Source organism: Gilliamella sp. B3367 (assembly GCF_026536825.1).
Classification (GTDB): Bacteria; Pseudomonadota; Gammaproteobacteria; order Enterobacterales; family Orbaceae; genus Gilliamella; species Gilliamella apicola_E.
The window spans coordinates 94,743-116,894 of record NZ_JAFNNJ010000002.1 but is presented as its reverse complement, the minus strand read 5'-3'; the positions used below and the strand labels follow the sequence as shown (position 1 = coordinate 116,894).

General features: G+C 34.7%; 22 protein-coding genes and 1 tRNA gene. 15 read left to right on the top strand and 8 right to left on the bottom strand.

The window, feature by feature from the left end:
- Nucleotides 1-70: 70 nt before the first annotated feature.
- From J3U23_RS03420 to J3U23_RS03395, 6 genes are all read left to right on the top strand, one after another.
- A complete protein-coding gene (locus J3U23_RS03420; protein WP_267338455.1) occupies nucleotides 71-556 on the top strand; it encodes a hypothetical protein in 486 nt (161 codons plus the stop codon).
- A complete protein-coding gene (locus J3U23_RS03415; protein ID WP_267338454.1) occupies nucleotides 553-756 on the top strand; it encodes a hypothetical protein in 204 nt (67 codons plus the stop codon). The genes J3U23_RS03420 and J3U23_RS03415 overlap by 4 nt, the downstream gene beginning before the upstream one ends.
- Nucleotides 757-759: 3 nt before the next feature.
- On the top strand, nucleotides 760-1,023 hold the full coding sequence (locus J3U23_RS03410) for a hypothetical protein (RefSeq protein ID WP_267338453.1): 264 nt from the start codon (nucleotides 760-762) through the stop codon (nucleotides 1,021-1,023).
- Complete coding sequence (locus J3U23_RS03405) at nucleotides 1,020-1,283, top strand: hypothetical protein (protein ID WP_267338452.1); 264 nt, start codon at nucleotides 1,020-1,022, stop codon at nucleotides 1,281-1,283. The genes J3U23_RS03410 and J3U23_RS03405 overlap by 4 nt, the downstream gene beginning before the upstream one ends.
- 236 nt (nucleotides 1,284-1,519) lie before the next feature.
- A complete protein-coding gene (gene ssb / locus J3U23_RS03400) occupies nucleotides 1,520-1,972 on the top strand; it encodes a single-stranded DNA-binding protein (RefSeq protein WP_267338451.1) in 453 nt (150 codons plus the stop codon).
- A gap of 242 nt (nucleotides 1,973-2,214) precedes the next feature.
- Nucleotides 2,215-2,430 carry a helix-turn-helix transcriptional regulator gene (locus tag J3U23_RS03395; protein WP_267338450.1) on the top strand — a complete coding sequence of 72 codons (216 nt, stop codon included), beginning with the start codon at nucleotides 2,215-2,217 and terminating at the stop codon, nucleotides 2,428-2,430.
- Here J3U23_RS03395 and J3U23_RS03390 read toward each other — a convergent pair.
- From J3U23_RS03390 to dusA, 4 genes are all read right to left on the bottom strand, one after another.
- On the bottom strand, nucleotides 2,419-3,594 hold the full coding sequence (locus J3U23_RS03390; RefSeq protein WP_416380094.1) for a tyrosine-type recombinase/integrase: 1,176 nt from the start codon (nucleotides 3,592-3,594) through the stop codon (nucleotides 2,419-2,421). The two genes, J3U23_RS03395 and J3U23_RS03390, sit on opposite strands and share 12 nt — an antisense overlap.
- A gap of 162 nt (nucleotides 3,595-3,756) precedes the next feature.
- A tRNA-Arg gene (locus tag J3U23_RS03385) sits at nucleotides 3,757-3,833 on the bottom strand.
- Nucleotides 3,834-4,101: 268 nt separating this feature from the next.
- A complete protein-coding gene (gene rep, locus J3U23_RS03380) occupies nucleotides 4,102-6,117 on the bottom strand; it encodes a DNA helicase Rep (RefSeq protein WP_065734450.1) in 2,016 nt (671 codons plus the stop codon).
- Between the two features lie 96 nt (nucleotides 6,118-6,213).
- The gene (gene dusA / locus J3U23_RS03375) at nucleotides 6,214-7,176 is read right to left on the bottom strand and encodes a tRNA dihydrouridine(20/20a) synthase DusA (RefSeq protein WP_267338447.1); all 963 of its coding nucleotides are present in this window, start codon (nucleotides 7,174-7,176) and stop codon (nucleotides 6,214-6,216) included.
- A 382-nt stretch (nucleotides 7,177-7,558) separates the two neighbouring features.
- Here dusA and J3U23_RS03370 point away from each other — a divergent pair, with 382 nt between their 5' ends.
- Nucleotides 7,559-7,930 carry a DUF5362 family protein gene (locus tag J3U23_RS03370; RefSeq protein ID WP_065734453.1) on the top strand — a complete coding sequence of 124 codons (372 nt, stop codon included), beginning with the start codon at nucleotides 7,559-7,561 and terminating at the stop codon, nucleotides 7,928-7,930.
- 86 nt (nucleotides 7,931-8,016) lie between these two features.
- Here J3U23_RS03370 and bamE read toward each other — a convergent pair whose 3' ends face one another.
- Nucleotides 8,017-8,460 (bottom strand): outer membrane protein assembly factor BamE, encoded by a 444-nt coding sequence (bamE, locus tag J3U23_RS03365; RefSeq protein WP_065563231.1) that lies wholly within the window; start codon nucleotides 8,458-8,460, stop codon nucleotides 8,017-8,019.
- A gap of 208 nt (nucleotides 8,461-8,668) precedes the next feature.
- On the opposite strand from bamE, the gene J3U23_RS03360 reads away from it, so the two are divergent.
- From J3U23_RS03360 to J3U23_RS03335, 6 genes are all read left to right on the top strand, one after another.
- On the top strand, nucleotides 8,669-9,280 hold the full coding sequence (locus J3U23_RS03360) for an FKBP-type peptidyl-prolyl cis-trans isomerase (RefSeq protein ID WP_220224823.1): 612 nt from the start codon (nucleotides 8,669-8,671) through the stop codon (nucleotides 9,278-9,280).
- A 363-nt stretch (nucleotides 9,281-9,643) separates the two neighbouring features.
- The gene (dapB, locus tag J3U23_RS03355; RefSeq protein WP_065563229.1) at nucleotides 9,644-10,465 is read left to right on the top strand and encodes a 4-hydroxy-tetrahydrodipicolinate reductase; all 822 of its coding nucleotides are present in this window, start codon (nucleotides 9,644-9,646) and stop codon (nucleotides 10,463-10,465) included.
- An 8-nt stretch (nucleotides 10,466-10,473) separates the two neighbouring features.
- A complete protein-coding gene (tadA, locus tag J3U23_RS03350) occupies nucleotides 10,474-10,971 on the top strand; it encodes a tRNA adenosine(34) deaminase TadA (protein WP_065563228.1) in 498 nt (165 codons plus the stop codon).
- Between the two features lie 132 nt (nucleotides 10,972-11,103).
- A complete protein-coding gene (gene hpt / locus J3U23_RS03345) occupies nucleotides 11,104-11,643 on the top strand; it encodes a hypoxanthine phosphoribosyltransferase (protein WP_065563227.1) in 540 nt (179 codons plus the stop codon).
- Nucleotides 11,644-11,660: 17 nt separating this feature from the next.
- Nucleotides 11,661-13,379, top strand: coding sequence for an autotransporter assembly complex family protein (locus J3U23_RS03340; protein ID WP_324123763.1), 1,719 nt, complete (start codon nucleotides 11,661-11,663; stop codon nucleotides 13,377-13,379).
- Between the two features lies 1 nt (nucleotide 13,380).
- The gene (locus J3U23_RS03335) at nucleotides 13,381-17,181 is read left to right on the top strand and encodes a translocation/assembly module TamB domain-containing protein (protein WP_267338446.1); all 3,801 of its coding nucleotides are present in this window, start codon (nucleotides 13,381-13,383) and stop codon (nucleotides 17,179-17,181) included.
- Nucleotides 17,182-17,223: 42 nt separating this feature from the next.
- Here J3U23_RS03335 and mnmD read toward each other — a convergent pair whose 3' ends face one another.
- Nucleotides 17,224-17,937: a tRNA (5-methylaminomethyl-2-thiouridine)(34)-methyltransferase MnmD gene (gene mnmD / locus J3U23_RS03330; protein ID WP_267338445.1), complete on the bottom strand. Its 714-nt coding sequence runs from the start codon at nucleotides 17,935-17,937 to the stop codon at nucleotides 17,224-17,226.
- An 86-nt stretch (nucleotides 17,938-18,023) separates the two neighbouring features.
- On the opposite strand from mnmD, the gene J3U23_RS03325 reads away from it, so the two are divergent.
- Nucleotides 18,024-18,761 (top strand): 1-acylglycerol-3-phosphate O-acyltransferase, encoded by a 738-nt coding sequence (locus J3U23_RS03325; protein ID WP_065734458.1) that lies wholly within the window; start codon nucleotides 18,024-18,026, stop codon nucleotides 18,759-18,761.
- On the top strand, nucleotides 18,751-19,518 hold the full coding sequence (gene cmoM / locus J3U23_RS03320) for a tRNA uridine 5-oxyacetic acid(34) methyltransferase CmoM (protein ID WP_267338444.1): 768 nt from the start codon (nucleotides 18,751-18,753) through the stop codon (nucleotides 19,516-19,518). The genes J3U23_RS03325 and cmoM overlap by 11 nt, the downstream gene beginning before the upstream one ends.
- A gap of 54 nt (nucleotides 19,519-19,572) precedes the next feature.
- Here the strand turns inward: cmoM and J3U23_RS03315 are convergent, their stop codons facing one another.
- Nucleotides 19,573-20,913: a GntP family permease gene (locus J3U23_RS03315; protein WP_065563268.1), complete on the bottom strand. Its 1,341-nt coding sequence runs from the start codon at nucleotides 20,911-20,913 to the stop codon at nucleotides 19,573-19,575.
- A 199-nt stretch (nucleotides 20,914-21,112) separates the two neighbouring features.
- Nucleotides 21,113-22,114, bottom strand: a complete 1,002-nt coding sequence (pdxA, locus tag J3U23_RS03310; protein WP_267338443.1) for a 4-hydroxythreonine-4-phosphate dehydrogenase PdxA — start codon at nucleotides 22,112-22,114, stop codon at nucleotides 21,113-21,115.
- Nucleotides 22,115-22,152: the final 38 nt, after the last annotated feature.

Genomic DNA, 22,152 nt, shown 5'->3' with positions numbered 1-22,152 from the left:
CTAATTATAAGAGAGGTTTAGATGACTAGATTTATGCCGACGAGCTACCACCACCGGAGGTTATAAACCAATGGTTATAAAATATTCATTATCCGATTTTGAGGATGAACAATTATTTGACATGTGCGGAGTGGAGTTTACATTTATTCGAAATGATGGTTTACGTTTTAAAGGAGCGTTAGATAATTTTAACACTCATCGTCGTCTCCCTCATGTTTTAATATATGACGAGAATATACGATTGCCAATATCATTGTTCAAATATATTGAATCAGAGGTTGATTTGTTTTTAATGTTTAGAAGTGATACTCCCTTTCAAATCAACGAACCATCTAAATTAAACTGGCGTGACGCCTCAAAAGAATTGCCGGAGTGTGAATGCGATTACATGAAGCCATGTTTAATTCTTTTAAAAAAAAAAGATAAAAATAGGTATGCATATTTATCATACTATGACAAATATCATGGGTGGGATGAAAAAGATATACCTTGTGGGGAAATTGTCACCCACTGGATTTATTTAGATGAAATTCCACTACCAGAGGAAGAATTATGAAATATTTTAGTTATGACCACCACGGCAACGGTATTGAATATCACAATACCGAAGAAGAGGCAAAGGCATATGCTCAAGAATGTTTGGATTCATACACGCAAAATGACAACCATGATTTTATTGATATTTGTTGGGGTGAGATAAAAGAGAGCGTGCACTCAAATAATGATGATCTGGAATTGAAACCGATTAGGAGGTGACGTATGAGCGAGGCGCTTCGAGAATGGAATGAATTTGAAAAACAGAAAACCCGGAGGCTTTACGATAAAAACTTGAGGATTCTTAAATATAACCCATTTGTCTATCAAATAGACCGAAATGGGGTGGTAACATTTAAAACTTTTAGAGGCACGCTCTATTTTTACTCAGCTATTAATATATTAGTGTTTAAAAGCATGATTTTTCGTACTGGTGCAAAAGGGGCTTTAGCGTTTATTGAAGATATAACTAAAGGTCTGAAATTATGATTACATCTGAAGAATGGGAAAAATTAAGGGCTGGAGATGTGATTTGGTTCGCATCATTAGAATCGGGAACAACAATAGGATTGCCAATTTCAAAAATTAGTAAAAATAAAATTTACTGTTATGAGCTTCCAATAGAAAAAGATAGTGATTTTGTTTATTTAAAACGTGTCGATGCAATCAATAGCGTTATTTCACATGTTGAATATTTAATTACAAGATTACAAAAATGCATTGATACTAATTTAGAACAACTGGAGTAAGAAAATGGCAGTACACGCTCACACAGAATACACATATAGATGTGACATGTGTCAAAAAATCTCAAACAAAGCCCCGCCCGACATTTTAAATATTTTCAACATCCAGTGCTTAGATTCATTAATTAAATTAAATCTTAAAATAGATTTCTCTTACGAATGGATGCCAACCGCAATCATTTGCAATGATTGTGTTATTAAATATTTGAAAGAATTTATCAAGAAACAGGAGAAAGAAAATGGCTAATCATGGAGTTAATCGTGTAATTTTAGTAGGTAATTTAGGACAAGACCCGGAAGTACGTATTATGCCTAATGGTAATGCTGTCGCAAATTTTAGTGTTGCAACTTCCGAATCATGGAAAGATAAACAAACAGGTGAGAATCGAGACAAAACAGAATGGCATCGAGTTGTTGTGTTTGGCAAATTAGCTGAGATTGCTGGTGAATATGTTAAAAAAGGAACACAGGTTTATTTGGAGGGGCAATTGCAAACGCGTAAATGGCAAGACCAATCAGGACAAGATCGTTACACTACAGAAGTTGTTATCAACCCTATTGGTGGAACATTGCAGATTTTAGGTCCACGCAGTGATGATGCAAATCAGCAACAATCACAACAACCAATTAATCGCCCCATTCAGCAAAATGAGCCATCAACAGATTTTGATGATCAAGAAATCCCATTTTAAAATCAATTAATTAAGCTAAATAATCAACATGCCCCCCAGGTCTCTTAATTGTATATTTGATTTCTACCCTATCCTATTAATTAAATTCAATTCTCATGCTGATTATTTAGTATTCGATTAACTATTCCCTAAAGGAAATGAACATGACTAAACAATTAAAACCCTTCCCGTTTTGTGATAGCGCAAATTTATTTATTGATGAAAGACGAAAGTATAAATGATATTGAGTTAGGAGATAAACAATGACAAAAGATTACACAATTGAAGACCCTAGATACAGTAAGGCTCAAGTTTGCGCGTATATGGGTGGGTTAGATCAAACTACGTTAGATAAATGGGTGGCAGCGGCAAAATTTCCAAAACCTGATTTATATCTCGGCAGACATCCTCGCTGGAAGCTATCCACTGTCAACGCATATCTATTTCAAAAAGAACAACAATATCAATCATGCAGTTAAACCATCTATATAATCCGCATACCACTGCATCATCTCACGCCTACCCTCCAAATATTGTGCGTGGTTATAAATACCTCGCACACTACCTTCCTCATGATTTAATTGTTTCTCTATCCAATCACGATTAAAGCCATGCTCATTTAAAACACTCGAAAATTGATGCCTAAAACCGTGTCCGCTTGCACGGTTAGCATAACCTAACCGCCGAATAACATGAAGAATTGCTCCGTTCGACATCGGCTTTGATGGGTGATTTCTATTCGGAAAAACAAATTCACCATGTCCAGTTATTGGCTGTAAAAATTTTAATATTTCTATCGCCTGAGTAGCTAAAGGTATCAAATGTACCCTATCTTTTTTAACAACTTCTTCATCAATCGTTGCCAATTTCTGCTTAAAGTTAATATTTGACCATTTTAATGTAAGAAGTTCTATTGTACGCGGGACGGTATATATCAAAAGCATAGTTGCATACCGTGTTAATATATTGCCAGAGTACCCTTTAAGCGACTTTAAAAATTCCGACATTTCGGCATCGGTAGCTAAAAAAGGAAAATTTTTTGACTGAGTTTTAGCCATTGCGCTTGATAGTTCAGCGGTTGGATTAACCTCCGCCCTGCCCGTAATAATTGCATATCGGAATACTTCACCACATCGCATTCGCGCTTTTTTTGCTATTTCTAAAGCACCACGACTTTCTATAGCCTTCAATACTGTTAACATTTCCAATGGTTTAATTTTACTAATTGGTTCATTACCAATATATGGGAAAATATCTCGCTCAAATATACTAATAATTTCATTTGCATATTTTTTTGACCATGTCGATTTTTTAGATGAATGCCATTCACTTGCAATTGATTTAAAAGTATTGTCACTTTCAACATTAGCTAATAAAGCACTTTTTTTGCGTTCAAAGCTTGGGTCTTTACCGTGAGCCAATAGTTGTCTAGCAAGTTCTTTTTCATTGCGAGCCTCGGACAAGCTAATATAAGGATATTTGCCAATCGTTAAGGTTTTCCTTTTACCGTTGAACTGATAATCGTACCGCCATGACTTAGTCCCTGATGGTGTAATATACAAATATAAGCTTTCAAAATCTGGCAACTTATAGGGCTTATCTTTGGGTTTTGCTGAATCAATGGCTTTTATAGTTAGCATAATTACGGTATTTTTTGTTGCGGTATTAAAATATACCGTAAATATACCGTTAATAGATTGTCGTTGTCAATCGTATAGAATCGTATCGGGTCGCATTGAAAACATTAAAACATCAGGCTAAATAAGGCTTTAATCGTATTGAGTCGTTTTGAATCGTTGATGAAATGGCGTCCCCTACAGGATTCGAACCTGTGACCTACGGCTTAGAAGGCCGTTGCTCTATCCAGCTGAGCTAAGGAGACATCGATTGGATTTAGTGATTAAACGCTGAGTATTATATAAAGCTATTTTGATCCGTCAATGCTTTTTAATTGATTATCAATCTATATAGACAAAATATCGTCAATTTTGACGTTATCAGCAATAAATTCAATACTAATAATCAGAAAAATGAAAAAATATACATTTATTCGATCTCAAAAACCCCGTTCCTCAACTTTTTTTCAGTTATGTCGATAAATTTGTTTAGTAATTTGAGCTGTAGTTAATTGTTTTTGATATATAAATAATTTATTTTGCGCTAGCTATTTGCGCTTTTAGCATCGCTAACCGGCTTTGGCCTTGTTGCATTTTCTTTTCTGGTGATAATTCATTACGCTGATCTTGCCAAGCTAAATCGTCTTGTGGAAGTTCGAGTAAAAAGCGACTTGGTTCAACATAAACTGTTTCACCAAATTGTTTTCTCTGTCGGCTGAATGAAAAGGTTAGCTCTTTTTGGGCTCGAGTTATGCCTACATAAGCAAGTCGCCTCTCTTCTTCGATATTGTCTTCATCAATACTTGTTTGATGAGGTAATACCCCTTCAGACATACCAACTAAATAAACATAAGGAAATTCGAGGCCTTTTGAGGCGTGTAATGTCATTAATTGTACTTGATCTAGCTCTTCTTCTGTTTCATTTCTTTCTAACATATCACGTAACGTAAATCTTGCTACTGCTTGTTCTAGCGTTAATGCTTCGTCTATTTCATCACCCTGTAACATTTCATTTAGCCAGCTAACTAATTGTTCAACATTACGCATTCGCATCTGCCCGGCTGTTGGTGAGGTAGACGTTTCATAGATCCAACTTTCGTAGTGAATCCCATGTAATAATTCATGAATCGCGGCCATTGGTTCGGAATGTGATTTTTCTATCAGAGAATCAAACCAATGGATAAAAGCATGTAGGGTTTCCATCCTTTTGCCTGATAATAATTCGGTTAGCCCCATATCATGACTTGCATGATATAAGCTTACACCACGTTGATTTGCCCACTCACCCAGTTTTTGGATAGTTGCTGGCCCTATTTCTCGTTTTGGTGTATTAATAATGCGGATAAAAGCATTATCATCATCAGGGTTGGTTAATAGGCGTAGGTATGCCATTAAGTCTTTAATTTCAATGCGAGCGAAGAAAGATGTCCCACCAGAAATTCGGTAAGGTATTCGATACTGCATTAGCATTTTTTCAATTAAGCGAGACTGGTGATTTCCGCGATATAAAATAGCATATTCACCGTATTGGCTATTATTAGCAAAACGATGACCAATTAAGTCATTAACAACTTTTTCCGCTTCGTGTTCTTCATTGTCGGCGGAGATCACTTTTAAATGTTCACCATAACTGAGTTCTGAAAATAATTTTTTTTCAAAGATATGCGGATTGTTTTCAATTAAGATGTTAGCAACTTTTAGAATTCTTCCTGATGATCGGTAATTTTGTTCTAATTTAATCACTTCTAACTTAGGAAAGTCTTGTTTTAGTAGAATTAAATTTTTAGGACGAGCCCCCCGCCATGAGTAAATCGACTGATCATCATCACCAACAACCGTAAATTTAGCTCGGCTACCTACTAATAATTTGATAAATTCATATTGGCTGGTATTAGTATCTTGATATTCATCAATAAGCAGGTAGCGGATACGATTTTGCCATTTTTCTCTAACTTCTTCATTTGTTTTTAGTAACAATGTAGGTAGTAAGATTAGATCATCGAAATCTAATATACTGCAAGACTTAAGTTGTTTTTCGTAAAGTTGATAGCAGTGAGCGAATAATTTTTCTTTGTTGGTTTGTGCTCTAGCCATTGCTACTGTCGAATCAACGATATCATTCTTCCAATTTGAGATGGTAGAGCGTAATTGGTTGATGAGATCTTTGTCTCCATCGAACCATTGTTGTGTTAGTTCTTTGAGTAGAGCAATTTGGTCGTGGTCGTCAAATAATGAAAAATTAGATTTTATACCAAGGTGTTTATGTTCTCTCCGAACAATATCTAAGCCTAAAGTATGAAAAGTTGAAATTTTCAGACCTCTTGCCTCTTGCTTACTTAGCGATTGAGCAATACGTTCTTTCATTTCTCGTGCAGCTTTATTAGTAAAAGTCACGGCAACGATATGACGAGGTAAATACTCTTTGACTCGAATTAGATAAGCTATTTTATTAATGATTACCCGAGTTTTGCCCGAACCCGCACCAGCCAATACAAGGCATGGCCCCGAAACATATTCCACAGCTTGTTGTTGACTTGGATTTAAACGCACAGAAGAAAAGCCCTAAGTAAAGTTGTTCGTTAGTATATACTGATTTATCAATCATGCGCAATCAGACGCATGACCAATTAAGCTAGACAAAATTCTTTATTGAATGAAAGTTAATGCGTGTTCAACAACTCCAATTCCCGCTCCTGGTTTATGCGCATTTTCGCTAAGGTAACGTCGCCACTGTTTTGCACCTTTTCTACCATTAAATATTCCTAAGGTGTGTCGCATAATATGATTGAGTTGTCCGCCTTGACTAAGTTGTGTTTCAATATATGGATAAAGAGTTTGTATTGCGACAATAGGATCGATAATTGGCTTATCATCTCCAAAAATTTGCTGATCAATCTGAGTTAATAATATTGGATTTTGGTAAGCTTCTCGCCCAACCATGACACCATCAACATAGTTTAGATGATGTTTGATTTCTTCAATGGTTTTAATCCCACCATTTATGGCGATAGTTAACTGCGGATAGTCACGCTTTAGCTGATAAACTCGCTCATAATCAAGTGGTGGTACTTCTCGATTCTCTTTTGGGCTTAGCCCCGAAAGCCATGCTTTGCGAGCATGAACAATAAATGTATCGGTATATGGCATCACTTTTTCAATAAATTCACATAAAAATGAATAACTATCTTGGTTATCAATACCTATGCGTGTTTTTACCGTGACAGGTATATTTACCTCTTTTTGCATGGCATCAATACAATTTGCGACTAAATCAGCTTTTCCCATTAAACAAGCACCAAACATACCATTTTGAACGCGATCTGATGGGCAACCTACATTAAGGTTAATCTCATTATATCCTCGTTCCTCTGCCAACTTAGCGCATTTAGCCAACGCTATGGGATCACTTCCACCTAATTGTAAACTTACTGGCTGTTCCTGTTCATTAAAAGCAAGATAGTCTCCTTTACCATATAAAATTGCGCCAGTGGTTACCATTTCGGTATAAAGTAATGTTTGTTTAGTTAATATTCGATGAAAATATCGACAATGTTTGTCAGTCCAATCGAGCATTGGAGCTATAGAAAATTTATTTAAGGTTGATTTCATTGATATACCGGTGATTAAAACTGTCTTTGTTGGTTATATTAAAATATTATTATACTTGGAACAACTTCATCTACACTCTTTAAACCTTCATTGTAAATACACTTTAGCCTCAATTAGGCATTAAGCAGCTAATTTTAAGATGTTTAAAGTCTTTTTCTAATATCATTCCCAGTGGTACTATTTTTTCATTTAATTGTCTTACTCAAATGCACGTTGGAGCTAGTCGTTTCGTTATTTCAGGGGTTTACCTTAGAATGATGTGATTAATATAAAAGTTAACAATGTACAATTCTTAAACAAATTTACCTCGACATAGGTAAATAACGTGTTATTCTGACTTGCATTTTTTTAAATATAATAATTGGTAGTGATAGGAATGGAAATGTTAACAGATAATACAGATACTATTTTAATTAAATCAACAGAATTGTTAAAAAGCCAATTGAGATTTATTGGGACTATGCAACAAATCTTTGGCGTAGTAAATATTGTTTTAGGTGCAATTAGCTGTTTAGGTATAATTACAGCTATTGTTGGTATTCCAGTAATAATCAACGGAGTTAAACTTTTTCAATCCGGTAGTGCATTTAGTCTAGCAGCAGCCCTCGGTAGAGGAGAAGACTTTACTGAAGCTATCAGAAATTTACATGGGTATTGGAAATATGTATTAATTGGAATTATATGTACAGTTATTCTTTTCTTTATCTACTTTTTAATCATCTTTTCAATCATTGCTTCTGTAGCTAATCACTAATAATTTCCACAGTAGTAATTTATCGAATTAAATAAATAAAAACCTCGCAGAATGACGAGGTTTTTTTGAAAATTATATTCCGATTGTTACTCTTCAGGGGCTTGTGGCGGACGTGAACTATTCGGTTGATCATCATCAGATTTTATATTAATTGGGTCTGAAATACCCTGTTGGTTCATCTCTTCTAAAGATAAAGAACCTTCTAAAGACGAAGTTTTAATATCAGTAACTATACCCATTTCATTAAAGTAAATAGCATAATTAATTTGGCTTAATTTTCCATGTTGAGGTTGTTGACGGAAAACATAGTACCAAACATTACCACCAAAAGCTGAAGTTAACATTGGCGAGCCCATAATAAATACGACCTGATCTTTGGATTGACCAACTTGTAATAATTCAATCGCTTCTGGAGAGATATAATTACCTTGATTGATATCAGGTCTATAAACTAAACGGTCAACAAGTGAACAACCAGTTATCGATATACTAGTCACAATTGCAAGCGGAATAAGTTTGAAAAACGACATCTAAATTAATCCATTCAAATATATAATGTCGCTTATTATCGCTGATATTTTGACTAAGCGCTAGATAAAATAAAAAAAACTTTAGGTAATAGGATATAAAATGTTTGCTTATATTGATGATAATTAACAACTGTTAATATTTTACTTTTTATCTCGAATGTTAATGCTCTATAATAAAAAACTATTCTCAACAAATGACAGGTAAAAAATGAAATTAGATACAATTGAGCAAAAAGCAAGTTATGCAATTGGACTTCAAATTGGCCAACAGCTAAAAGAATCTGGCTTACATAATTTAGAGTTAAATGCATTAAAACTTGCTATGGAAGATGTGCTAAGCGGTAATCAACCGGCTTTACCTTTACAAGAATTACATGATGCCCTTCGTCATGTTCATGAAGAAGCAGCTAAAGAAAAAGCTAAACAAGCAGAAAAAATTGCCCAAGCAGGTAAGGACTTTTTAGCTGAGAATCTAAAAAAAGATGGCATCAAATCGACTGAATCTGGTTTACAATACGAAATTATTAAACAAGGTGATGGTGCATTCCCTAAAGCAACAGACCGTGTTCGAGTCCATTATACTGGACAGTTAATTGATGGTACGGTATTCGATAGCTCAGTTGAAAGAGGACAGCCAGCTGAATTCCCTGTCAATGGTGTGATTCGCGGTTGGGTTGAAGCATTACAATTAATGCCAGAAGGTTCAAAATGGCGTTTATATATTCCTCAAGAGTTAGCCTATGGTTCGCAAGGGGCTGGCGCTTCAATTCCTCCTTATAGTGCATTAATTTTCGATGTAGAATTATTAAAAGTGCTATAAGTTTATATGGGCGCATTCGCGTCCATATTATCAAGTTCAATCGCAAATCAATTGCTTTATTTGATCTCTCAATATTTCGCAATAAAAAATGGATATACCAAGCAAGTATTATCTATAAAATAAGACAACGCTTTTTGACTAAAGTGTAAATTATCAGCAATAGGCAAAAATGCCCCCTTCAAATCAATCCTCTTAAAAATATGGTTAAAAGTGCCGTCTTATGGCATCCGTTATTGCTATTTAGTTTCGACTTAGTCACATAAAGCATGAAATGTATATCATTTTGTTTAAGTATATAACTTGAAAGTTTTCCGCTATAATAATTTGTTATAAATATCTGATAAAAAAGTTAAGGAAAGTTATATGGCTACAAGTATGATTCGTATCGCTATTGCTGGCGCTGGTGGAAAAATGGGGCGACAGCTTATTCAATCTGTGTCACAAATAGAAGGGGTTACATTAGGTGCAGCATTTGAACGAGAAGGATCATCATTGGTCGGTAGCGATGCTGGTGAACTTGCCGGAATTGGGGCCTGTGGAATTAAAGTGACTGATAATCTACAACAGGCAAAAGACCAATTTGATGTATTAATCGATTTTACTCGTCCTGAAGGCACACTGGCTCATTTAGCTTTTTGTACAGACAATAAGAAAATGATGATTATCGGTACAACAGGATTTGATGAAGCAGGCAAAAAAGCTATTGCAACAGCCGCTAAGCAAATTGCTATAGTATTTGCTGCAAATTTTAGCGTTGGCGTGAATTTAGTGCTCAAGTTACTTGAAAAAGCGACTAAAATTATGGGTAGTTATACTGATATCGAAATTATAGAAGCACATCATCGTCATAAAGTTGACGCACCTTCTGGCACCGCACTAGCCATGGGCGAAGCAATTGCTGATACTTTAGGCTGCGATTTAAACGACCGCGCAGTTTATTGCCGAGAAGGACATACCGGTGAAAGACCAAAAGGCGCTATTGGATTTGCAACTATTCGTGCTGGTGATATTGTTGGTGAACATACGGCTATTTTTGCCGATATAGGCGAAAGAGTCGAAATTAGCCATAAAGCCTCAAGCCGAATGACGTTCGCCAATGGTGCAGTCCGTGCTGCATTATGGCTTGCTGAGCAACCTGAAGGACTTTATGATATGCGCGATGTGCTTAATTTAAACAATCTATAATATTGAGTATGTTAGATGAAATTTGGATGCGACGAGCATTAGAATTAGCAAAACACGCAGAATCACTAGGCGAAATTCCTGTTGGAGCGGTTATTGTTGATGAACATAACCAAATCATTGGTGAAGGTTATAACCAATCAATAATTAATCATAATCCAACTGCTCATGCGGAAATTATGGCAATAGAACAAGCCGGTCAGTATAAAAAGAATTACCGATTAGTAAATACAACTTTATATGTCACCCTTGAACCTTGTATCATGTGTGCGGGGGCAATCATTCATAGTCGCATCAAGCGTGTGGTCTATGGAGCAAGTGATTTTAAAACTGGTGCGGCAGGTTCTTACATTGATATTCTTTCCCGAACAGGAATTAATCATTATGCTCAAATCATTGGTGGCGTATTGGCTGATGAGTGTAGTTCAATGTTAAGCGCTTTTTTTCAGAAGCGCCGCCAACAAAAAAAGCAAAATAAACAATCAATCCTCAAAACAATTGAAGATTAATTTAATATTTAAAAGAAAATTCTTTTAATCATTTCTTAATTATTTGATAAAAAATTAGTTTAGTTATTCTTTTTACCTATGAAAATTGTTAAAATCTGTTCTGATTTTTTAAAAGTACACTGAGCATTATTGATGAAAAAGCACACATTAGAAACGATGATATCGGCTGAAGATATCCAAACACGAGTAAGTAAATTAGGACAACAAATTAGCCAAGATTATGCTCAAAGTCAAAACGAGCTTATATTAGTTGGTTTGTTAAGAGGTTCGTTTATTTTTATGGCTGATTTAAGCCGTGCTATTACTGTCGGGCATGAAGTTGATTTTATGACGGCTTCGAGTTATGGCAATGCGGTGGTAAGTAATAGAGATGTTAAAATATTAAAAGATTTAGATGAAGATATTCGCGATAAAGATGTGTTAATTGTCGAAGATATTATTGATACAGGTAATACGCTTAGCAAAGTGATGGCAATACTTAAGTTGCGTCATCCGCGTAGTATTGAAATTTGTACATTACTAGACAAACCATCTCGGCGTGAAGTAGCAGTACCTGTTAAATATATTGGATTTTCCATCCCTGATGAGTTTGTGGTTGGTTATGGTATCGATTATGCACAACATTACCGCCACTTACCTTATATTGGACATGTGAAATTACTTGAATCTTAAACATTATCGAGGTGTATGTGTTACGATTTTCTCGCTCATTATGCTTACTTTTAATGGTTACGACAGCATCAACTTATGCAGATATGAAGTTATCCATTAAAGGATTGTCTGGAGAGCTTGAAGAAAATGTTGACGCACGCCTTTCTTTAATTACGCCCGATAAGATTAATAATACGCCAAATTTCAAACGTTATTTTGAGAGTGAAACGCAAAAAGCACTACGTGCTTTAGGTTATTATTCCCCTACTTTTGAATATGATGAAACCGATCCTAAAGTATTAGCAGTAAAAATAACTCCTGGACAGCCTGTCAGAATAAAACAATTAAATATCAATCTGAATGGTGAAGGGAAACAAGATAAAGATTTTCAAGAATTAATGGCGACACAATTACCTAAAATTGGTGATGTGTTGAACCATGGCACTTATGAGAATTTCAAGAAAGGATTACAAAGCATATCGTTAAAAAAAGGGTACTTTGACGCAGATATGCCTACTCATCAATTGGCGATAGCTCAATTTGATCATCAAGCTTTTTGGAATATAGACTTTAATACAGGTAAGCGTTACAAATTTAGTAAAGTCAATTTTCCTAATGCAAAAATCCGTCAGGATTATCTTCAAAATATTGTACCGTTTAAAGAAGGTGATGAATACTCTGCTGAAGATTTATCTTTATTAAATCGCCGTCTTAGTTCAACTAACTGGTTTAATTCTGTTGTGGTTACACCAGATTTTCCTCATCTTACAGCAGATAAAGCATTACCCATTGAAGTTGCAACAACACCTAGAAAAAGAAATGCAATGGACTTAGGTTTAGGCTTTTCAACCGATAATGGTGTGCATGGTAAAATTGGTTGGAATAAACCTTGGATTAATAGCCGAGGACAGAGTTTTCAAAGTAGCTTATCCCTCTCATCGCCTGAACAGATTATTACGATGAGCTATAAAATCCCATTGAAAAAAAATCCGATTGAACAATATTACACGATTCAAGGTGGTTATAAGAAAATCGATAATAACGATACTTATTCTCGATCTTATACATTTGGCGTGCTTCGTAATTGGGATAACTTTGATGGTTGGCAAACAGCATTAGGCTTAAATATGTTGCGGGACAACTTCACTCAAGGTGATGACAGTTACAAAACCAACTTATATTATCCATCAGTTAGTATTTCGCGTGTTCGTAATGATGGTAAGTTATTGCCTATGTGGGGGGATTCTCAACGTTTTTCAATTGAAGGCGGTGCTGATGCGTTAGGATCTGATATCAATTTAGTGCGTTTTCAAACGCAACAAACTTGGATTCGTTCAATAAATCAATCTCATCGATTCATTGCTAGAGGTAATTTCGGCATTATCCAAGCCAGTAACTTTGAACGGGTCCCGCCCTCTTTCAGATTTTTTGCTGGTGGTGACCGAAGCATTCGCGGGTATAGTTACCAATCCATATCACCTAAAGATAAAAAAGGTAAATTAAAAGGCGCGTCAAAACTGATAACCGGTTCTGCTGAATATCAGTACAATGTTACTGGTTCTTGGTGGGGAGCGGCATTTATTGACACTGGTGAAGCGATAGATAAAGTCGATAAAGCTAAGTTTTATACAGGTACAGGCTTAGGTGTTCGATGGGCTTCACCGGTAGGTCCAATTAAGTTCGATTTAGCAACACCTCTAAACAAAAAAGATAAAGGCTCAATACATCTATATATTGGTTTGGGAAGCGAATTATAAAATGGCAAAAAATCCAAATAGAGTAAAAAAAGCTGAAAAAATAAAGCGAATCCGAAAGTGGAAAAAACGCAGTATTGTCGTGTTATCCATTTTTGTTTTTCTCATCACCTTTATTATTTTGATGATCTATACCAGTTTAGGTGTAAAACTAACAACTTACGTACTTAATAAGTTTTTACCAGAATTAAAAATTGAACAAATAGATGGCACTTTTCATAATTTACACCTTCAAGGGCTGTCATTAGAACTTCCGGGCATTGATGTTAAAGTAAAAGATGCAAAATTCAAATTGAATGGTTCATGTTTGATTCAAACCAAAATTTGTGTCAAACAGTTTGATGCTGATGGTGTAAGCGTTATTATTGATACTGACAAAATCAATCGTTCACCAGATGAACCTATTCCCGAAAAACGAGAAACAATTAGTACACCACTACCAATTGATCTTAAGCTGACCCATATTACTAATGTCAATGTAAAAGTCAATGATATGCAATTTGGCATGTCAGACTTTACAGGTAAAGCTAGATGGGTGAATGAAAAAATTTATGTTTATCCATCAGTTGCTATGGATTTATCAGCTATCTTTGCCGATACTGATGATAATAAATCAATTACTACTTCAAATGATGATTTACCATTAAATCAAAAAATTAACCAAATATTTAATCAACCTCTAATTACGTCACTACCACAAGTTAATATTCCATTAGATTTTGATGTTACTAGTTTAACCGGTAACAATTGGTTGCTACATATTGGTGGTCAAGATTACCATTTCAACCAGGTTAGTATTAAAACGGATATGATTAATAATCATATTATTGTAAAACAAGTTGAAACTGATGCTATAACACCATATGCCAATGGACATGCTTTTGTATCAGGGCAGATTACCTTAGGCGATGATTGGCCTATTTTTGCTTTAGTGAAAGTGGATACTGAAAGTAATCATCTCAATGGACAGTTTTCAGGAAAATTATTAGGTCAATTGTCCACTTACACCAATATTAACGGATTGAATCAAATTACTATTGATGGGCAAATTAACTTTATTGAGAAATATTTACCATTAATGGCTAAAATCAATGGTAAACATATTCAATGGCCAATTGAAGGTAAGCCACAATATCAGTTAGATAATTTTGATATCGCATTAGATGGAAATACCGAAAAATATAATATGCTAGCCAAAGGCGATATTAAAGGTGAAGGTTTACCTGATACCAGTTTCGACGTTATTGGTAATGGAACAAATCAATCAGCTTCCTTTGATCATGCTAATATTAAATTACCTCAAGGTAGCATTAATATTACAGGTTATTTAGATTGGCAAAAAGCTTTAAAATGGGATACTAATATAAAATTAGATAATGTTGATCTTACTAAAGAATTACCTGCCTACCCTATTCGTTTAGCCGGACAATTAAAAACCACAGGGGCATTCGATAAGGATTCATGGCAATTAAATATACCGGATATGCAGTTAAAGGGTAATATAAAACAAGCAAACTTTTCAGCTAATGGTAATTTGTTTGCCGATTCTAACCACTCTATATCAGCCAATAACCTTGAAATGGTTTGGGGTAAAAACCAAATTAACATCAATGGTTCTACAGATAAGGGAAGTTTGACTGCGCAACTTAATTTAAGTGCTTTATCATTACTGGTTAATAATCTTAATGGTGCTGTTGTAGGAAATATTAAAATGACAGGAAATAGTGCTTCTCCTGTTATTAACACGAACTTAAATATTAACGCATTAAGTTATGAAACTATTTCGATAGCCAAGGCAAACCTAACTGGCAAAGTTCAATATACCAATCAATTTAGTGGTCAATTGAATCTAGTTGGTCAAAATATCGATATTGCAAATGAAAGTATCAAAAAAGCTAACATAGAACTTTCAGGTAATGAAGCTCATCACACTTTAACCATCAATCTTGATGGTAGCCCTCTTTCCATGACAACTTCTTTAACAGGTGAACTTGATAAAGAACATACTATATGGACTGGAAATATACCACGTAGTTTAATAACATTAGGTGATAAGAGCCGTTGGCAATTAACCAAGCCGATCAGTCTTTCTTATGATATCACTAAAGAAATTCCAACTATTGGCGCTCATTGTTGGCGTGATAATATTTCAAGTATCTGTTTAGATAAATCATTTTCCATTGCGCCAAATAATGAAACATCAATTACATTAAAAGATATTGATCTGGCTAAGTTACCTATTCCAAATGATGGTGAAACTAAAATTGATGGTTTCATAAATGGAAAGGCAAATATTAAATTTGATGACTCAAGCAAAATTCCAAGTATCAAAGCAAATATAACTAGTAATAAAGTTTATGTTAAACAAATGATCACCAATCAAGCTTTGCCGATTCCATTTGATTTATTCAATATCAATGCAGAATTTAATGAGCAACAAGCTAAGCTAGATTGGCGTTTTAGTTTAAATAAATTAGGAAAGATCACTGGCGATTTATTAATTAAAGATCCTACCGTCAAAAAAGAGTTAAGTGGCCAATTGAATATTGACAATTTGGCATTAGCGATTGTAAACCCGTTATTAAGTAAAGATGAATATGCCAAAGGCGCTATCAATGGTAATATCAAATTCTCTGGCTCATTAATGGACCCAATCTTAAATGGTGGCATCAATTTAAGACATAGTGATATTAAGACTTATCAATTACCAATTGATGTAAAATCCGCTATGGTTGATATTAAATTTAATGGTAAATCATCAACATTAAAAGGTGTATTAGTAACTAAATCTGGAAATATCAATATTAATGGCCAAGCTAGTTGGAATAACTTTGAAAAATGGCAAGCTAATATAACTGTAAATGGTGCCGCTATGGAGGTTACTGTACCGCCAATGATTGTTATGTCTGTCATTCCAGACATTAAGATCGAGGCAACGCAAGATGAACTAACGGTACTTGGTAAAGTTTCAATTCCAAAAGGTAAAATTACGGTTGATTCACTTCCGCCTTCAAGTATTGATGTTTCTCCTGATGAAGTAATGTTGGATAGGAACTATAAACAAATTCAACCACAAAACTTTGGTATGAAAATTAATAGTCATATCGAAATCAATATTGGTGATAACGTCACGGTCGATGCATTTGGATTAAAAGCATCATTAAAAGGGAAATTGATCGCTACACAGACTAATAAAGGGTTAGATTTACATGGTGAAATTCTTATTCCTAATGGTCGATTCCATGCCTATGGACAGGATTTAATTATCCACAAAGGCGTTGTCACTTTTTCAGGACCAACCGATCAAGCTATCTTAGACATAGAAGCAATAAGAAATCCTGACTCAATGGATAATAGCAATATTACAGCAGGGATTCGAGTTAAAGGATCTACAGAAGATCCTAAGATCGAAATATTTTCTGATCCAGCTATGTCACAACAAGAAGCACTTTCTTATTTAATTCGAGGTCAAGGTCTTGATAGCTCCGATCAGAGTGACAACGATATGATGACGGCATTTTTAGTCGGTGTTGGGACAGCAAAAACAGGTAAATTCATCGGTGATATAGGTAATGCTTTTGGAATTAAAAATCTTACTTTAGATACTCAAGGAGCAGGTAATAATTCAAAAGTGGTAGTAAGTGGCTATATTTTACCTAATCTACAATTAAAATATGGTGTAGGTATTTTTGACTCATTAGCAACGTTTACCTTACGATATAGACTTTTACCAAATTTATACGTGGAAGCTGCTTCTGGTCTAGCACAAACTTTAGATCTTATTTATCAATTTGAATTTAATTAATTTCAAACATCTAATTTAGTTTGCCAAAATTGGCAAACTAAATTAAGATTTACTACCAATAAGCATTTCTCGCTTAACCCCAAATCCCTTATGTTTTTTGACATTAAAACCTGCATTGATTAAATTACGTCGAACAAATCCTGCCGCAGTAAAAGTAGCAAAAGAACCTCCTTCATTCGTTAAGTCATAGCACTTTTTAAAAAGCGATTCCGACCACATTTCAGGATTCTTTGCAGGTGAGAAACCATCAAAAAACCAAACATCAATCAAACAATTTTGTTGTTTTAAAAACTTTGGATAGTGAGTGATATCGTCATAGCAAATAACTAAATGAGTATCATCTAAAACAATACTTTGAGACTCGTTTAAAGAATCTCTTAATTGTTTGGCTAGTAAACTCAAAGAATCATTACTGTTGATTATTTTACTATGAACTTTTGACATTTCTTTTTCAGATAAAGGATATTTTTCAACACTAAAAAAATCCAATCTTTTAAGAGGACTATTAGGTTTATTCTCTCTAAATTGTTTGAACATTTGCCAAGCAATTAAAAAACTTAGACCGGTACCAAAACCTGTTTCTGCTATAGTGAAGCTTTCGCGCTGATGTAGCAAAAAACGCTCATATAAACTATTTCTTTCAATGAACACATAACGAGTTTCATCGATTGCGCCGTTGGTATTAAAATAGATATCATCAAAATAACGAGAAATTGGGGTTTGATTTTCATCCCAAATGATTGTTGATTCGTGCATAAACATCCTTCAAAGCGATATTTAACAAACTGTATATTCTTATAGATTACGTATATAATACGCCAAGTTAACTTATGAGGTAAATTATGGTTTTTCTTTTTCGCTTAATCATCGTGTTATTTATTGGTATTTTAACTTGTGTACTAGGCGTTATTTTTTGCTTATTCAATCCTCGCAACCCCAAAAATGTGGCTCGATTTGCCCATCTTTTCAGCTTTTTCTTTAAACCAATATTAGGAGTAAAAGTCGATACTCGTAAATACCCCGAAATTGAAAATTTAGGTAGCTGTGTATTTATTGCTAATCATCAAAATAATTATGATATGGTTGTCGCTGCTGATATTGTACAACCTAAAACAGTTACGGTAGGCAAAAAAAGTCTTGCTTTGATTCCATTCTTTGGTCAACTTTATTACCTTACAGGAAATATTTTGATTGACCGTAACAATAAATCAAAAGCTCGTGATACGATTAATTTGGTCGTTAAAGAAATAAAAAAACGTGGTATATCAATTTGGATGTTTCCTGAAGGAACCCGTAGTAAAGGGCGAGGTTTGTTACCCTTTAAAACAGGCGCATTTAAAGCAGCTATTGCAGCTGGAGTCCCTATTGTGCCAATTTGTGTATCGGATACGAATAACATTAAGCTAAATCGCCTCAATAATGGTCATATGATTGTCGAAATGCTCTCGCCTATTGAGACAAAAAATTTACGTAAAGAAGATGCAAGAACTTTGATGGAACAATGTTATCAACAAATGTCAGAAAAAATTGCTCAGATTAATTTAGAAGTAACTAAATTAAATAATAAATATGACTGTTAACGATCGTAATTTTGATGATATTAGCCATAAATTTGCCAAAAATATTTATGGTACAACTAAAGGCAAAATCCGAGAAGCTATTGTTTGGCAAGAACTTGAAAACATATTAGCCAAATATCCTAAACCTATCAACATCCTTGACGCTGGTGGTGGTCAAGGACAAATAGCGTGTAGACTTGCCAAATTAGGACATAATATAACTGTTTGTGATATTTCCAAACAAATGCTGGATTTAGCTAGCCATCAAGCGCAGCAAGAAAATTTAACCTTAAACTTTATTCATTGTTCAATTCAAAATCTTGATCAGTTTATCGATCAACCTTTTGATCTTGTGATTTGCCATGCTGTATTAGAGTGGGTAGCTGATCCTGTACAGATAATCCAATCTTTAAAAAGACATCTAAAAAAAGAGGGTTATTTATCTTTAATGTTTTATAACTATCATGGGCTATTATTTAAAACGGTGACATTAGGTAATTTTGGATATACTCAATCAGGACTTGCTAAACGCAAAAAGAAAACCTTATCGCCTGATTATCCTCGTGATCCAAATCAAGTGTATCAATGGCTAATTGAACAAAGTTTTGAGATTACGAATAAAACAGGAATCCGAGTCTTTCATGACTATTTAACTAATAAGTCAAAAGCAGAAACTCATTTTGATCAGTTATTAGAAATTGAAAAACAATACTGCCAAAGCGAACCTTATATTAACTTAGCTAGATATATTTTAGTTACTGCAAAATTATTAAATTGAAATTTATAGAAGATATTAAGGATAGCATATTCCTTTACGCTATCCTTCTTTATTTTAAAAGAAAATTGCATTAACAACTAATAATGTAACCGTTCCTGCAGCCCAAAGAACGGTAGTTGTCATACTCCAAACTTTAATTTGTTCTTTAACTTCTGTAACCCCTAATGAACGATTAACCACCCAAAAGTATGCATCATTGAAGTGAGAGAACATAAATGATCCAATAGAGCACCCTAACCCTGCCATAATTGGATTTACACCTAGTGTCCCAATCATTGGGGCAGTAATACTTGCTGCTGTAATCATTGCAACCACACCTGATCCTTGTATTAATCGAATCAAAGTCGAGATTGTCAACGGTAACAAAATACCTGGGACTCCAATTTGAACAATATACTCTGCGATTATTTGCCCTGTCCCTGAATCACGCAACACCATTCCTAATGCGCCACCGCCACCAATGACAAGCAATATAATACCTGCTGATCGAATTGAATTTTCCATTTGATGTACAACATCTTTTCTTGGGAATGAATTGGTTAAGGCCATTATTGCGATTAATAACCCAATTCCAACAGCAACAATTGGGTGCCCGATAGTTTTTAACATAATAGCAATAGAGTTATCCCATTTCATTTCATTAACTAATGTCGCAGTTAATATCAGAATAATTGGAGTAACTATTGGTGCAAAAGATGCTAATGCGCTTGGTAATTGTTGGTCATCTTGTATATTTTGTGATGTAACAGTCAAGCGTTCCCGTGTGAAGTTTTCACCATCTTCAGTTGGAATTTGATAAATGCTACGACCCACATGACGAGTATAAATAAATCCAGCAATAGTAATAGGTATAGCTACAACCATTGCCCATAGCATATATTCACCTAGTCCAATACCAAACTGAGAAACAACACCAAATGGCCCAACTGCTGGCGGGATCATACTATGACTAATAACTAATCCCATTGCTAATGTTGAACCAAGTCCCACAACGGACTTACCTGTACTACGAGAAATTGCTTTTACAAGAGGTAATAGGACAATAAATGCTGAATCACAAAAAACAGCCAAACTAACTAATAATCCTATAATAACTAGGGCTAATTCTTCTCTTCCTTTCCCTAATAAATTAATAAAAACTTGAGCCATTTTTTGTGCAGCACCACTCATCTGCAAAACAGACCCCATCATAACACCAAAACCAATTACAATTCCGATGTTACCAAGTGTGTTACCAAAGCCTTTACTAATTGTTGCTATCATAAACTCACCAGGCATTCCCCCTAATGATCCAGTAATTACAGCAGATATAATTAATGCAGGAAATGCTTGAATTCTTGTTTTTAAAATCATAAAAAGTAATAAAGTTATTGCAACAAGCAAACCAGCTACCATTCGCCAGCTACTTTTTTCAATACTATGTAAACTTCCTAAATAAAAAACAATTAATCCTACAACCACTAGAATAATGCCATTTAATAAGACATAAGGATAAAGTGATTTTTTATTATTTTCTTTTTTAGACATATGCAAACCCTCCTTCGACAATGATAATCATTATCGAAAAATAAATAGTTATAAGTATAAATACTTACTAACGTTTGAAATTTGGTGCGTAAAGCGCAGCTAAACGAATTGCTTCAATCAAACTAACTGGATTGGCTATTCCTTTACCGGCAATGTCATTTGCTGTGCCATGATCAACTGAAGTACGGAGAATAGGCATACCATTGGTAATTGAAATAGTACGATGAAAATCAACCATTTTCGTTGCAATATGACCTTGATCATGGTACGGAGATAACACTGCATCATATCCCCCACCCATGGCAAAATGGAAAACACTATCTGCCGGTTTCGGACCATTAATATCAATCCCTTGTTGTTTAGCCATCTCAATACCAGGTAATAGGACATCATCATCTTCATGACCAAAAAGACCATGCTCACCACAGTGAGGATTTATTCCTGCAACGGTCATTTTAGGTTTATCAATACCTAATTTGATTAATGCTTCATTACAACGGATAGCATAATCACATACTCTTTCTGGTGTTAATGATTCGATGGCTTTGATGAGAGCCAAATGGCGTGTTAGGAAAAAGACTCGTAAATCTCTAACTTGAAACATGGTTAAAGGATCTTTACTGCCAGTAAGGTCTGCTAATATCTCGGTATGACCGATATAATTAACATTTCCTGCTTTTAACGACTCTTTATTGATTGGTGTAGTTGCTATAGCATCAAGTTTCTTTTGCATTGCAAGCTCGGTTATAACCTTAATATAATTAAATGCAGCTTGCCCACATTGGCCTTCAATTTGACCAATTTTGAAAGTGTCATAATTTAATTGGCCACATTGAATAAGATTCAAAACATTAGGTTCATCTTGTATTTGTGAAAGATCAGTTATTTGATTGATATGTAAATTTACTTTGGAGAATTTACAGGCATCTTCTAATACTTTTTTATCACCAGTTACCACTACACATCCATATTTATACGTTTCTGGTGCAGCGATACTTTTAACAACAATTTCAGGACCGATTCCTGCTGGATCGCCCATAGGCACGCCAATTAAGCTACGATGGTTCATGTCTTACTCCTTTAACTTTTTTCAGAATTTATTAAACT

Bases quoted from the DNA above. Each gene is read 5' to 3' on its own strand.
- J3U23_RS03420 (WP_267338455.1), top strand. From the start codon at position 71: ATGGTTATAAAATATTCATTATCCGATTTTGAGGATGAACAATTATTT.
- J3U23_RS03415 (WP_267338454.1), top strand. From the start codon at position 553: ATGAAATATTTTAGTTATGACCACCACGGCAACGGTATTGAATATCAC.
- J3U23_RS03410 (WP_267338453.1), top strand. From the start codon at position 760: ATGAGCGAGGCGCTTCGAGAATGGAATGAATTTGAAAAACAGAAAACC.
- J3U23_RS03405 (WP_267338452.1), top strand. From the start codon at position 1,020: ATGATTACATCTGAAGAATGGGAAAAATTAAGGGCTGGAGATGTGATT.
- ssb (WP_267338451.1), top strand. From the start codon at position 1,520: ATGGCTAATCATGGAGTTAATCGTGTAATTTTAGTAGGTAATTTAGGA.
- J3U23_RS03395 (WP_267338450.1), top strand. From the start codon at position 2,215: ATGACAAAAGATTACACAATTGAAGACCCTAGATACAGTAAGGCTCAA.
- dusA (WP_267338447.1), bottom strand. From the start codon at position 7,176: ATGAAATCAACCTTAAATAAATTTTCTATAGCTCCAATGCTCGATTGG.
- J3U23_RS03370 (WP_065734453.1), top strand. From the start codon at position 7,559: ATGTTAACAGATAATACAGATACTATTTTAATTAAATCAACAGAATTG.
- bamE (WP_065563231.1), bottom strand. From the start codon at position 8,460: ATGTCGTTTTTCAAACTTATTCCGCTTGCAATTGTGACTAGTATATCG.
- J3U23_RS03360 (WP_220224823.1), top strand. From the start codon at position 8,669: ATGAAATTAGATACAATTGAGCAAAAAGCAAGTTATGCAATTGGACTT.
- dapB (WP_065563229.1), top strand. From the start codon at position 9,644: ATGGCTACAAGTATGATTCGTATCGCTATTGCTGGCGCTGGTGGAAAA.
- tadA (WP_065563228.1), top strand. From the start codon at position 10,474: ATGTTAGATGAAATTTGGATGCGACGAGCATTAGAATTAGCAAAACAC.
- hpt (WP_065563227.1), top strand. From the start codon at position 11,104: ATGAAAAAGCACACATTAGAAACGATGATATCGGCTGAAGATATCCAA.
- J3U23_RS03335 (WP_267338446.1), top strand. From the start codon at position 13,381: ATGGCAAAAAATCCAAATAGAGTAAAAAAAGCTGAAAAAATAAAGCGA.
- mnmD (WP_267338445.1), bottom strand. From the start codon at position 17,937: ATGCACGAATCAACAATCATTTGGGATGAAAATCAAACCCCAATTTCT.
- J3U23_RS03325 (WP_065734458.1), top strand. From the start codon at position 18,024: ATGGTTTTTCTTTTTCGCTTAATCATCGTGTTATTTATTGGTATTTTA.
- cmoM (WP_267338444.1), top strand. From the start codon at position 18,751: ATGACTGTTAACGATCGTAATTTTGATGATATTAGCCATAAATTTGCC.
- J3U23_RS03315 (WP_065563268.1), bottom strand. From the start codon at position 20,913: ATGGTAGCTGGTTTGCTTGTTGCAATAACTTTATTACTTTTTATGATT.
- pdxA (WP_267338443.1), bottom strand. From the start codon at position 22,114: ATGAACCATCGTAGCTTAATTGGCGTGCCTATGGGCGATCCAGCAGGA.